The following is a 12,459-nucleotide window of genomic DNA, read 5'->3' on the forward strand; positions in this document are numbered from 1 at the left end:
AGATCACGCAAGCAGCATGCCTGCCGCCGGATCAGAAGTCGAAGGGATCGACTTCCAGATGCCAGCGCAGCTTGCCCGGCGCCCGCAGTTGCTCGATGGCCTCGCGCCAGCGCGGCAGGAAGGCCTGCAACAGCGGCCGCGAATGCGATTCGACCAGCAGCTGGCCGCGCTCCAGGCTGGCCAGCCGCGCCATGCGCATCGGCACCGGATCGTAGACCAGCACGTCGGGAAATTCGGCGACCGGCGGCAGGCCGCTGGCCGCCTTGAGGAAGGCGATGGCGTCAGCCATTTCCGGCGCCTCGGCCCGCAGCACGGCCTGGAAGGAATACGGCGGGAAGCCGGCCTGCTCGCGTTCGCGCAACTGGCCGGCGGCAAAGCCGGGGTAATCGTGGGCAACCAGCGCGGCAAACAGCGGGTGATCCGGGTACTGGGTCTGGACGATCACCTCGCCTTTCAACTCGGCACGGCCGGCTCGCCCGGCGACCTGCATCAGCTGCGCAAAGAGCCGCTCCGGCGCCCGCCAGTCGGCGGCGAACAGCGCCGAATCGGCGCCGAGCACGCCGACCAGGGTCAGCTTGGGAAAGTCGTGGCCCTTGGCCAGCATCTGGGTGCCGACCAGGATGTCGGCCTCGCCGCCGTGGATGCGTTCGAGCACTGCCTCCCACTGTTTTCGGCTTTTGACCGAATCGCGGTCGACGCGCAGCACGCGGGCGCCGGGAAAGGTCTCGGCGAGCCAGGCTTCGAGCCGCTGGGTGCCGCGCCCATAGGGATGGATGTCCTGGTTGCCGCAGGTCGGGCAGGCCGGCGGCACGCGATGCTCGAAACCGCAGTGGTGGCAGCGCAAGCGGCGGTCGGCCAGGTGCAGCACCAGGTTGGCGGCGCAACGTTTGCAACGTGAGACCCAGCCACAGGCCGGGCAAGCCAGCACCGGCGCGTAGCCACGGCGGTTGAGAAAGACCAGACTCTGCTCACCGCGCTCCAGCCGCTCGCGGATCGCGCTCAGCAGGCCGTCACTAACGCCTTCGCGCAAGGGCATGCGCCGGGTGTCGTAGAGCCGCACCTGCGGCAGCACCGCCGCCGGATTGGCGCGCTTGGCCAGCGTCTGCAGCCGGTAGCGGCCGTGCCCGGCATTGGCCCAGGACTCCAGCGACGGCGTCGCCGAACCGAGCAGGATCGGCACATCGTGCTGGCGGGCGCGCACCACCGCCAGATCACGCGCCGAGTAGCGCATTCCGTCCTGCTGCTTGAACGAGGGATCGTGCTCCTCGTCGACGATGATCAGCCCGAGGCGCGGCAGCGGCGCAAACACCGCCAGGCGGGTCCCAAGGACGATCCCGGCACTGCCGGAAAAAGCCGCCCGCCAGTGGCGCTCGCGCGCGGCATCGGCGAGTTCGCTGTGCAGCGCGACCACCTCGACCTCGGCAAAGCGCCCGCGCACCCGCTCTTCGAGCTGCGGCGTCAGGTTGATTTCGGGCACCAGCAGCAGGACCTGGCGGCCTTGCGCCAGCGCCTTGGCGATCAACTGCAAGTAAACCTCGGTCTTGCCGCTGCCGGTGACCCCGTGCAGCAAGGTCACGGCAAAGCCGCCGCCCGGCTCGACGGCGGCGACGGCGGCGATCTGCTCGTCGGTCAGCGGCGGCGACGGCAGCGGCTTGGCGGCCTTGGCTTTACGTCCGGCCTGGCGCTTGGGCGGATTGAGTTTTTTCAGCCCGGCCGGCAGCGCCTGGAGCAGGGCCTCGCCCGGCGGCGCCTGGTAATAGGTCGCGGCAAAGGCACAGAGATCGAGAAAGTCGGGCGGCAGCGGCGGCAGGTCGCCGAGGATTTCGAGCGCGTCCTTCAGCTGCTCGCGCGGCCACTCGCTCTCGGCGAGGACGGCGACGATGACGCCGATTTTTTCGCCCCGGATGAAGGGGACCCGCACCCGGCGGCCAATATCCACGGTCGACGCCGATTCCGACCAATAATCGAACAGTCGGTACAGGGGAACATCGAGTGCAACGCGGAGAACGGGCATGCCGCCAGGGGAGCAGCGGGCAGCGACCGGCGCGGCCGAAACGGGCAGCTAGCCCGCCCCGGCCCGGTCGCCGGCGACTTACTTGCGCAGCGTGCGGCTGTGCGAGTGCACCGCCTCGACCAGCGCGGTAACGCTCTCGGGCGGCGTGAATTGCGAAATGCCGTGGCCGAGGTTGAAGACGTGGCCGGTATTGCCGGCGCCGAAGCTGTCGAGCACCTTCTTCGCTTCGGCTGCGACGACTTCCGGCGGTGCAAACAGCACGTTCGGGTCGAGGTTGCCTTGCAGCGCCACCTGGTCGCCAACGCGGCGGCGGGCTTCGCCAATGTCGATGGTCCAGTCCAGGCCGACGGCATCGCAGCCGATGGCGGCGATCTTTTCCAGCCACAGGCCGCCGTTCTTGGTGAACACGATGCTGGGAATGCGCTGGCCGTCCTTTTCCTTCTTCAGTCCAGCGACGATGCGCTGCATGTAGGCCAGCGAGAATTCCTGGTAGGCCGCGTTCGACAGCGAACCGCCCCAGGTGTCGAAGATCATCACCGCCTGGGCACCGCAGTCGATCTGGGCGTTCAGGTAGGCCGTCACGGCATCGGCAGTCACCGACAGGATCTTGTGCAGCAGATCCGGGCGGCTGTACATCATCCCCTTGATGTGACGGAAATCGCTGGAGCCCTGGCCTTCGATCATGTAGCAGGCGAGCGTGTAGGGGCTACCGGAGAAGCCGATCAGCGGCACCGAGTTATCCAGCGCGCGGCGGATTTCGGAAACCGCATCCATCACGTAGCCGAGGTGTTCGTAGGGGTCCGGCGCGGTCAGGTTGTTGATCGCCCATTCCTCGCGCAGCGGCCGCTCGAAACGCGGGCCCTCGCCTTCGGCGAAGTAGAGGCCGAGGCCCATCGCATCGGGCACGGTGAGGATGTCGGAAAACAGGATCGCGGCGTCGAGGTCGTAGCGCGCCAGCGGCTGCAGCGTGACTTCGCAAGCCATGCTCGGCGACTTGCACAGGTTGAGGAAGTTACCGGCGCGCTTGCGGGTTTCGCAATACTCGGGCAGGTAGCGGCCGGCCTGGCGCATCAGCCACAGCGGCGTGTATTCGGTCGGCTCCTTGAGGAGGGCGCGCAGGAAGGTATCGTTGCGGGGTCGGCTCACAATGGGCTCCGCTCTAGGGAAAAGTCGAAAGGCGGAATTATCCGCCTTTCCGGGCCGCAGGTCACTTCCGCCAGAAGGCGGGGGTGAGCACGACGAGCAGGGTGAAGATTTCCAGGCGCCCGAGCAGCATCGCAAAAATGCAGACCCAGGTCTGGAAATCCTCAAGGACTTCGTAAGTGGTCGACGGACCGACCACCCCCAGGCCGGGGCCGGTGTTGTTGACGCTGGCAACCACGGCGGTGAAGGCGGAAACGATGTCGAGACCGGTGAAGGCCAGGATCAGCGTCAGCGAGACGATGCTGACCATGTACATGAAACCAAAGGCGAGCACCGCGAAGAGGATGGGCTGCGGCGCCACCTGACCGCCGATGCGCACGTTGTACACCGCGTTCGGATGCATCGCCCGCAGCAGTTCGCGATAGACCTGCTTGTAAAGCAGCAGCGCCCGCATCATCTTGATCCCGCCGCCGGTCGAGCCGGCGCTGGTGACGAAACTCGACAGGAAGAGCATCCACAGCGGCGCAAAAATCGGCCACAGCGCGTAATCCTGGCTGGCAAAACCGGTGGTGGTGGCAATCGAGACCAGATTGAAGGCCACGTGCCGCAGCGCGGTCTCGAACTCGGCGTAGGTACCATCTTTCCAGATGTAGATCGCCACCACCAGGATGCTGAGCAAGGTCACGCCGAGAAACCAGACCGCCTCGGGGTCGTCCCGGTAAGGCCGCAAGGAGCGACCGCTGACGGCCAGGAACAGTGTCCCGAAGTTCATCCCGGCGATCAGCATGAAGACGATAGCGACCCCTTCGATGGCCGGCGAATCGAAATGCCCGAAACTGGCGTCGTGGGTCGAAAAGCCGCCCAGCCCCATGGTCGAGAAGGTATGGCAGACCGCATCGAACCAGTCCATGCCGGCCCAGCGATAGCTGAAGGCGCAGGCCACGGTCACCCCGAGATAGACCAGCCACAGTCCCTTGGCGGTTTCGGCAATGCGCGGCGTCATCTTGCTGTCCTTCATCGGCCCCGGGGTTTCCGCCTTGAACATCTGCCGGCCGCCGATCCCGAGCAGCGGCAGGATCGCGATTGCGAGCACGATCAAACCCATGCCGCCGACCCAGACCAGCTGATGCCGCCACAGGTTGATCGACATCGGCAGCTGGTCGATGTTGCTGAGAATGGTTGAACCGGTCGTGGTCAGCCCGGAGACGGTTTCAAAATAGGCATCGGTATGGCTGATCCCGAGTTGCAGCATCAGCGGAATCGCGGCGAAGGCCGGCAGCACGGTCCACACCAGCACCACCATCAGGAAACCGTCGCGGATGTTCAGTTCGCGCTTGCAGCGGCGGTAGCGGTACCACAGCCAGGCGCCGCAGAGCATGGTCAGGGCAAAGGCTTCATCGTAGGCGGTCTGGGCGCCGTCATTGACAACGTAAGAGAGGATCAGCGGCGCCAGCATGGTCAGCCCGAAGAGCATCACGATCATGCCCAGAGCCCGGAAAACCGGCGCGAAGCGGTTGGCGGCAGGCATCGACACGAAATTCACGGTCGACTCCTAAAAAAAGTGAAAACCGACCGCGAACAGCTTCTCGACCTTCTTGACCAGTTTCTTGCTGGTACAGAAGACGATCACATGGTCGCCGGCCTCGATCACCGTGTCGTGATGCGCGATCACCACCTCGCCATGCCGGGTGATCGCGGTCCAGTCGTCGGTCTGGCCAACGATCACCGCCTTGTCGAAATTGCGCACCAGCGCCGCTACGGTCGCCCCGGCCGGCCATTCGATCTGGTCGATCCGCTTGCCGACAATCTTGGAATTGGCCGGATCGCCGTGGGCGACGATTTCCAGCGCTTCGGCCGCGCCCCGGCGCAGCGAATGCACCTCGGCGACATCGCCATGGCGGACGTGCGCGAGCAAGGTACCGATCGAGACCTGGGCCGGCGAAATCCCGATGTCGATCGGTCCGCCCTCGATCATTTCGGCGTAGGCGCGGCGATTGACCAGCGCCACCACCCGTTTGCAACCGAGCCGCTTGGCCAGGCTGCCGGCCATGATGTTGTCTTCATCGTCGTTGGTAACAGCAAGAAAGAGATCCATCTCGCGGATGTTTTCCTGCTCCAGCAACTCCTCGTCGGTCGCATCGCCGAGCAGGACCAGCGTGTCGTCGAGTTCGTTGGCGAGGAATTCGGCACGTTCGCGGCGACCTTCGATGACCTTGACCTCGTAGCGTTTCTCCAGCGCGCGGGCGAGGCGGATGCCGATATTGCCGCCACCGGCAATCATGATCCGCTGCACCGGATTCATCATCCGCCGCAATTGCCGCAAGACCGGGCGGATGGTTTCAGCGGCGGCCAGCAGGAAGACCTCGTCGCCGTCTTCGATCACCGTATCGCCGTTCGGCGCCAGCGGCTGGTCACGGCGGAAGATCGCAGCAATCCGCGCCTCCATGCCCCAGGGCAAATGCTCGCGCATTTCACGAATCGGCCGCCCCACCAGCAAGCCACCTTCGTAGGCGCGTACCGCCACCAGACTGACCCGGCCCTTGGCAAACTGCAGCACTTGCAGGGCTTCGGGAAACTCGATCAGGCGGCCGATATAGTCGGTGATCACCTGCTCAGGGCAGAGTGCAAAGTCGACCGCAAAATTGTCGGTCGAGAGCAGGCTTTCGTCGGACAGGAAATCGTGCGAGCGCAGCCGGGCAATCCGCGTCGGAATATTGAATACGCTGTGCGCGATCTTGCAGGCGACCAGATTCGACTGATCGCTCTGGGTCACCGCAATCACCATGTCGGCATCGTCGGCACCGGCATTGCGCAGTACCGATGGCGTCGCGGCATTGCCGACCACGGTGCGCAGATCGAGCCGATCCTGCAACTGTGCCAGCCGTGCGGCGTCCTGATCGACGATGGTGATGTCGTTTTCTTCCGAGACCAGGCCCTCGGCCACGCTGGCGCCGACCTGACCGGCGCCGAGAATGATGACTTTCATCTCCCCTCCCCCTTGCTGCCTTTAACCCCCGGTCGCCCCCGCGACCGGGTCCAGCGGCTTATTCCTCGCCGCGCTTGCCGAGTGCCACGCCCAGTTGCTTGAGCTTGCGGTACAAATGCGTGCGCTCCAGACCGGAACGCTCGGCCAGACGGGTCATGTTACCCCCCTCGCGACGCAGGTGATGCTCGAAATAGAGTTTTTCGAAGGCGTCCCGGGCTTCGCGCAAGGGCTGATCGAACAACGGCTGCAACAGCACCTCGCCCGCATCGCCGTCATCCTGCGCCGGCATCACCCGGGCCACGTCGTCGGCACCGATTTCCTCGTCGAGGGAAGTCAGTGCAAGATTGCGCACCAAAGCGTACAACTCGCTCCAGCCGGCCTCCGGCAGCTTGTGCCAGGGCAAGGTGCGCAAGGCATTCAAGGCGCCGGTCGAGAAGCGGCGCGGGGATACTTCGCCACGCTCGACAAAGTTGCTGAGCAACAGGCTGGCAATCTCGGGCAGGTCGTCGACATGCCCGGCCAGCGCCGGCAGCGCCACCCAGACCTCGCCCAGGCGGGCCAGCAACTTGCCGTCCCAGCCGGCTTCGCCGAGAGCGCTGAGAGGCACCGTGGTTGCGGCGACCAGTAGCAGATTCTGCCGCTCCAGCCGGTCGAGCGCAAAGGCCAGATTCATCTGCTGCATTTTGCCCAGCACCGCCAGGTCGGGGACAAAAATCACCCCGCCGGCGAGCTTTTCCAGGGTTTCCTGGGTCAAGGCACTGCTCAGCGTGGTCAGGTCCAGCCAAGGCGCGCGCGGTGCCTGCAAGGTCCGCGCACAGATTTCGGCCATCCCGCCGACCGCCCCCTTGAGCAGCAGGGAGGGCGTCCGCGCCGCCGCCTGCTCAAGCCGGCGGCGGAACTCCTTGACGAAAGCCGCGCGCGAAAAGGCCTCCAGGGTCAGCGGCGGGCGCTGCACCGGCTTGTCGTGTTTCAAGGCTTTTTGCACGGTCGACAGCAGTTTTTGCAGCGCAATCGGCTTTTCCAGGAAGTCGCAGGCGCCAAAGCGGGTCGCCTCGACTGCGGTGTCGATGGTGCCATGCCCCGACATCATCACTACCGGCATGGTCAGGTGCCCGGCTACGTGCCATTCCTTGAGCAGCGAAATCCCGTCCATATCCGGCATCCAGATATCGAGCAACACCAGATCCGGACGCAACTCGTTACGCAGACGGCGAGCCGCACCGGCATTTTCCGCAAGACGCACGTCGTAGCCCTCGTCAATCAGGATCTCCGACAACAGTTCGCGAATTCCGACTTCGTCATCAACGACCAGTATGATGGCCATGCTTGCCTTCCTCCTCCTTGAGCAGCGGCAGACGGATGTCGATCCGACCGCCGCCGTTGGGCGCATTTCCGATTTCGATTGTGCCCAGGTGTTCTTCGACGATTTTCTTGACGATGGGCAGGCCCAGCCCGGTCCCTCTCGCCTTGGTCGTCACATACGGTTCAAAAATGCGCGGCAGCAACTCGACCGGAAAACCCGGCCCGTTGTCCGCAATCAGCAGCCGGGCATGCCGCCCGCTGCGTTCGGTGATGATTTCTATGCACGGCTCGGCACGCCCCTCCAGGGCATCCTCGGCATTGCGCAGCAGGTTGTGGATGACCTGGCGCATCTGGGTCGGGTCGCCGAGCAGCAAGGGCAGATCGGCCGCCAGTTGCGGCACGATCCGTGCCGACGAGCTTTCATAGAGCCCCAGCACCTCGCCGATCAGCGCATTGAGATCGAGCGGCGCCAGTTCCGGTGCCGGCAGGCGGGCATAGTCGCGGAAATCGTCGACCATCCGCTTCATTGCCTGCACCTGATTGATGATCGTCTGGGTGCCGCGCGCCAGCATTTCGGCATCGCCGTTGGCCAGCTTGTCGGCCAGTTTGAACTGCAGACGCTCGGCCGACAACTGGATCGGGGTCAGCGGGTTCTTGATCTCGTGCGCCAGGCGCCGCGCCACCTCGCCCCAGGCCGCGCTGCGCTGGGCCGCGATCAGCCGGGTCACGTCGTCGAAGACGACAATGTCGCCGCCGCTCGCTTCCGGCAGACGCGAACCGCGCAACAAGAGTACCTGCGGCATCCCGTTCGGGCGCTCCAGTTCAAGCTGGTCCTGCCACTCCGGCTCCTGCGCAGTGGCAAAATGCTGCCGGATGAATTCGCCGAGGGCATGCTGATGCGGCCATTCGTCGACCGCAACATTGATCAGCGCCGAAAAATCGTCATTAAGAATGGTCAGCGCCCCCTCGTTGACCGTGCGCAGTACGAAGCGGCGGTCAAAAACCAGCACGCCGGTCGACAGATTGGCGAGGATAGACTCCAGATAGCCGCGCGCAGCCTCCAGATCGGCACGGTTGCGCTCAGTTTCGCGGCGGGCATCGTCGAGCTGCCGGGTCATCCGGTTGAAGGACTGGGTCAGCACCCCGAGTTCATCGCCGCTGTAGATTGCCTGGCGCGGCGAGAAATCGCCCTGGGCCACCGCCTGCGTCCCTTCGGCCAGGATGTACAGCGGTGCCGACAGCGAACGGGCCATCAGGTAGGCCAACGCAAAGGCCCCGAACAGTGCGACCAGTACGGTCAGAGTCAGGGTCAACGCGTAAATCCTGGTCAGCCCTTCGCGCGCCAGCTGCAATTCCTGGTAGTCGCGGTACACCGTCTCGACCGCTTCGGCATCACTGGCCAGCGATGCCGGAACCGGCTGGATCAGTTGCAGGATGCGCGGCTCCTCAAACACATCGCGTGCCGAGACCGGGACCAGCACCCGCAGGTGCAGCTTCTCTCCCTCACCCTCAATGCTTGCCTGCACCCGCGTCCGCGCCTGTTTCAACTGGGTCTGCGAGGGCAATTCCGGCAACAGGCTGCCAAGGTCGGCGCTGGCACTGGTCAGCAGTTGCCCGCCCACCGAGAACAACGCCGCCGACTGCACCCCACGCTCCTCGCGCAGACGCAGCAAGGCCGAGCGACGCGGCGCCTCGCGCAGGTCGGAGAGTTCGACGGCCATCGTCCGCCCTTTTTCGCTGAGGTCGGCCAGCATCGATTCGAGCGCCGAGCGGCCAAGGTGCAAGCCCGATTCGAGCGCTTTCTCGACCCGCACGTCAAACCAGCTTTCAATCGAGCGGGTAACGAACTGGACCGAAACGCCATACACCAGCGCCCCCGGCAACACCGCGATCACTCCGAACATCAGCATCAGCCGCAGCTTCAGCCGGGCCCCGAAAACCTGGGCCTGGTAGTCGCGCCACAGGGAACGCAACTGCCAGCCAACCAGTGCCAGCATGCCAAGGGCAAGGATGACGTTGAGCCCGATCAGCAGCGGATAATTACGCGAGAAAATCACCGTGTCGGCACCGGTCGACACCAGCATCAGGAACCACAGGATCCCGGCAATCGCAGCCACCAGTGCGCTGCCGGCGGCAAAAATCCGGCGCAGCGTCATCGGCCATCGCTCCAGGCCGCGGGCGCCGGCGGCAGGTTCAACTGCCACAAGCGCCAATCGGAGGCCAGGTTCCAGTCGCGATTACCCAGGGCGCTGATCTGAAAGGGACGCGGCAATTGGGTGATATCCAGCCGCAAGCGCAGCGCGGCCAGATAGGTTTCTCCCGGCCGCAGGCTGCCACCGGCGACCAGCGATTTATCCACAACCTGCCAGTTGCGCAGCCGGGAAAGCATCTGCAGGCCTTCGCTCAAGGTGGCAAACGACTGGTGCAGCCCCCCGCCGTTGGCCAGGCGATACTGCCGGGTCAGGATGTTGTACGACAGACGCCAGGTCTGGCTGCGGCTCACCAGCTTTTCATCGAGCCAGTACCAGCGTGGCCGGGTCAGTTCGAAATCGGCAACGAAATGCAGCGAAACCCCCTTGGTCACTGCTTCCTCGAGACGCGGCCCGAGCTCGAAGGCAAAATCGGCCGACAGCACGTAACCGTCTTCCGCCGCACTCAATTGCGGATTGGCGATTTCGATTTCTGCTGCCCTGCCTGCCAGCGGCCAGCACAGCAGCAGGCAGCAGCAGAGTCGCCAGACGACCTGCAGGTCAGCGAGCTTTTTCAAGCAGACAGTAGAAGAAACCATCACTGGCATCCGTTGGTAGCAACTGTTCCTGACGCAGGCAGCGGGCATCGCTGTGGCGCTGCCGGAAACTTTCCATCTGCTCGCCATTTTCGGCGGCAAACAGCGAGCAGGTGGCGTAGAGCATACGCCCTCCGGGGCGCAGCAGCGGCCACAAGGCATCGATGATGCGCGCCTGGGTCGCGGCAAAACTGGCCACATCCTCCGGTCGGCGCAGCCACTTGGCGTCGGGATTGCGTCGTACGACACCGCTGGCGGTGCAGGGCACGTCGGCCAGGATCGCATCGAAGGGGCGACCATCCCACCATTTTTCGGGCTGCGCGCAGTTGGCCACCCGGACCTCGGCCGTCAGCCCGAGGCGCCCCAGGTTTTCCTCGATCCGCCGGCAGCGGCTAGGCTTGAGATCCAGCGCCAGCAAGTCGAGCTCAAGCTGCTCAAGCAGATGCGCAGTTTTCCCCCCCGGCGCCGCACAGGCATCGAGCACGCGCATGCCGGCCTGCGGCGCCAGCCAGTTCGCGGCCTGCTGCGCGCCCGGGTCCTGGACCGACACCCCACCACTGGCGAAATGCGGCAGGCGCTCGACCGGCAGGGGCCGCGCCAGATGAATCGCCTCGTCCTCCCCCCAGGGCGCAGCCTCGATCCCGGCGCTGACCAGCTCGGCGAGGTACTGCTCGCGACTGAAACGCCGGCGATTGACGCGCAGACCCATCGGCGGCGGCGTATTGGCGGCAGCGACGATCGCCGGCCAGGCTGCGGGATAAGCCCGCTGCAGTTCGGCCAGCCACCAGTCCGGCAACTGGGCTGCCACCACCGGATCGGCGGCAGCGACGGCCGTCAGTTCCGCCTGCTGCCTGAGAAACTGGCGCAATACCGCATTCACCAGCCCCCGGCAACGGCCGGCGGCCAGTTCGCCGGCCGCGAGCACTGCCTGGTCGACCACGGTATGCACCGAATCCGGCCGGGTTTCCAGCCGATACAGGGCGACCAGCAACAGGGCACGCACGGCCTCATCGGACAAGGGCCGGTCGAGCAGACGGGCAAGAAAGAAGTCGCCCCGGCCATAGCTGCGCAGGCTGCCATAAACCAGATCCTGGACTGCCGGCCGGGCCACCGCCGGGACTTCCGCCAGTTGCCCCTCGGCCAGGCTCTGGCCGGCCAGTACGCCGGCGCAGATGTGCGCGGCCTGCCGCAAGGCGAAGGCCAGCGAATCGAGCGGCAAGGACGGAGCGGCGGTGCGGCGCGACGAAGTCGCAAGCGGGGGCGAAGAAGAATCGGGACGATGGTTTTTGCGCATAGCCCACCATTATCGCACGGTGCATAATCTGCGCCATGTTCGCCCGCCTCCTTCGTTACGCACTGTATGCCACCCTTGGTTTGGCCTGGCCGGCCGCAGCCTGGAACGCCAACGGACACCGGCTGATTGCCGGCATGGCCTGGCACCAGCTGACCCCGCCGGCTCGCCAGCATTGCCTGCAACTATTGGAACAGCACCCGGATTACCCGCGCTGGGCGGAAAAAACACGGTCAACCACGCCATCGGCGATTTTTGCCGAAGCGGCCACTTGGGCTGATGACATCCGCGACGACCCTCGCTATTACGATGCCGACCGCGAACCACCCGTCCCGCCGCCAGCCGGGCTGAGTGACAACCGCCGGCACCGGCACTGGCACTACGCCGACCGCGACCGTCAGGCGCAGCGTGGCCAGGGCGAACTCGATCTGCGCAGCGAGCAGTTGCTGCGCACCTTGCGCGAGGATGCGCATGGCGCAACGGCGGTCTGGGCACTGCCCTGGCTGCTGCATCTGATTGGCGACCTGCACCAACCGCTCCACGTCGGCCACGCCGAAGACCAGGGTGGAAACCGCTTCGCAGTGGAAAACCTGCTCACCCCGAGGCAGCCGTTCACCAACCTGCATGCTTACTGGGATGGTCTGCCGGGCCGCCAGTCGCTGCGCGGCGAACGGCTGGAACGGCAGGTCCGGCACCTGTTGCAGCACTACCCGGCGCCATCACGTGGCGACCCCCGGCGCTGGTACGCGGAAAGCCGCGCCGCCCTGGCCGGCGCCTACCCGCCGGAAGACGGCTCGCTCTTGCCGGTGATCGATGCCGAGTTCGACCGGCGCGCCCGGGATCTCGCCGCACGTCGCCTGGTCGCCGCCGGCTATCGCCTGGGCTGGGCACTGGAAGAAATTTGCGGAACCGCAGTTGCACGGCAAACCCCGCGTTAA

9 protein-coding genes are annotated in these 12,459 nt (G+C 65.4%); 1 reads left to right on the forward strand and 8 read right to left on the reverse strand.

Features of this window, described 5'->3' with window-relative positions:
- Positions 1–31 precede the first annotated feature (31 nt).
- The 8 genes from VX159_RS15885 to rsmB form a co-directional block, all read right to left on the reverse strand.
- Complete coding sequence (locus VX159_RS15885) at positions 32–2,014, reverse strand: primosomal protein N' (protein ID WP_371323846.1); 1,983 nt, start codon at positions 2,012–2,014, stop codon at positions 32–34.
- A gap of 78 nt (positions 2,015–2,092) precedes the next feature.
- Positions 2,093–3,160 (reverse strand): uroporphyrinogen decarboxylase, encoded by a 1,068-nt coding sequence (gene hemE / locus VX159_RS15890; protein WP_371323847.1) that lies wholly within the window; start codon positions 3,158–3,160, stop codon positions 2,093–2,095.
- Between the two features lie 61 nt (positions 3,161–3,221).
- The gene (locus tag VX159_RS15895; protein WP_371325544.1) at positions 3,222–4,685 is read right to left on the reverse strand and encodes a TrkH family potassium uptake protein; all 1,464 of its coding nucleotides are present in this window, start codon (positions 4,683–4,685) and stop codon (positions 3,222–3,224) included.
- A gap of 24 nt (positions 4,686–4,709) precedes the next feature.
- Positions 4,710–6,143, reverse strand: a complete 1,434-nt coding sequence (gene trkA, locus VX159_RS15900) for a Trk system potassium transporter TrkA (protein WP_371323848.1) — start codon at positions 6,141–6,143, stop codon at positions 4,710–4,712.
- 58 nt (positions 6,144–6,201) lie between these two features.
- Positions 6,202–7,467: a sigma-54-dependent transcriptional regulator gene (locus VX159_RS15905; protein ID WP_371323849.1), complete on the reverse strand. Its 1,266-nt coding sequence runs from the start codon at positions 7,465–7,467 to the stop codon at positions 6,202–6,204.
- A complete protein-coding gene (locus VX159_RS15910; RefSeq protein WP_371323850.1) occupies positions 7,445–9,601 on the reverse strand; it encodes an ATP-binding protein in 2,157 nt (718 codons plus the stop codon). The genes VX159_RS15905 and VX159_RS15910 overlap by 23 nt, the downstream gene beginning before the upstream one ends.
- The gene (locus VX159_RS15915; protein WP_371323851.1) at positions 9,598–10,233 is read right to left on the reverse strand and encodes a DUF4390 domain-containing protein; all 636 of its coding nucleotides are present in this window, start codon (positions 10,231–10,233) and stop codon (positions 9,598–9,600) included. The genes VX159_RS15910 and VX159_RS15915 overlap by 4 nt, the downstream gene beginning before the upstream one ends.
- Positions 10,196–11,524 (reverse strand): 16S rRNA (cytosine(967)-C(5))-methyltransferase RsmB, encoded by a 1,329-nt coding sequence (gene rsmB / locus VX159_RS15920; RefSeq protein WP_371323852.1) that lies wholly within the window; start codon positions 11,522–11,524, stop codon positions 10,196–10,198. Before rsmB ends, VX159_RS15915 begins: the two co-directional genes overlap by 38 nt.
- 35 nt (positions 11,525–11,559) lie before the next feature.
- On the opposite strand from rsmB, the gene VX159_RS15925 reads away from it, so the two are divergent.
- Positions 11,560–12,459 (forward strand): S1/P1 nuclease, encoded by a 900-nt coding sequence (locus VX159_RS15925; RefSeq protein ID WP_371323853.1) that lies wholly within the window; start codon positions 11,560–11,562, stop codon positions 12,457–12,459.

The sequence above is a fragment of the Dechloromonas sp. ZY10 genome, from assembly GCF_041378895.1.
GTDB classification, from domain to species: Bacteria; Pseudomonadota; Gammaproteobacteria; order Burkholderiales; family Rhodocyclaceae; genus Azonexus; species Azonexus aquae.

What these genes read in the sequence shown, in the direction of transcription:
- VX159_RS15925 (WP_371323853.1), top strand. Translation starts at nt 11,560, where the DNA reads ATGTTCGCCCGCCTCCTTCGTTACGCACTGTATGCCACCCTTGGTTTG.
- trkA (WP_371323848.1), bottom strand. Translation starts at nt 6,143, where the DNA reads ATGAAAGTCATCATTCTCGGCGCCGGTCAGGTCGGCGCCAGCGTGGCC.
- VX159_RS15895 (WP_371325544.1), bottom strand. Translation starts at nt 4,685, where the DNA reads ATGCCTGCCGCCAACCGCTTCGCGCCGGTTTTCCGGGCTCTGGGCATG.
- VX159_RS15885 (WP_371323846.1), bottom strand. Translation starts at nt 2,014, where the DNA reads ATGCCCGTTCTCCGCGTTGCACTCGATGTTCCCCTGTACCGACTGTTC.
- VX159_RS15915 (WP_371323851.1), bottom strand. Translation starts at nt 10,233, where the DNA reads ATGGTTTCTTCTACTGTCTGCTTGAAAAAGCTCGCTGACCTGCAGGTC.
- VX159_RS15910 (WP_371323850.1), bottom strand. Translation starts at nt 9,601, where the DNA reads ATGACGCTGCGCCGGATTTTTGCCGCCGGCAGCGCACTGGTGGCTGCG.
- rsmB (WP_371323852.1), bottom strand. Translation starts at nt 11,524, where the DNA reads ATGCGCAAAAACCATCGTCCCGATTCTTCTTCGCCCCCGCTTGCGACT.
- VX159_RS15905 (WP_371323849.1), bottom strand. Translation starts at nt 7,467, where the DNA reads ATGGCCATCATACTGGTCGTTGATGACGAAGTCGGAATTCGCGAACTG.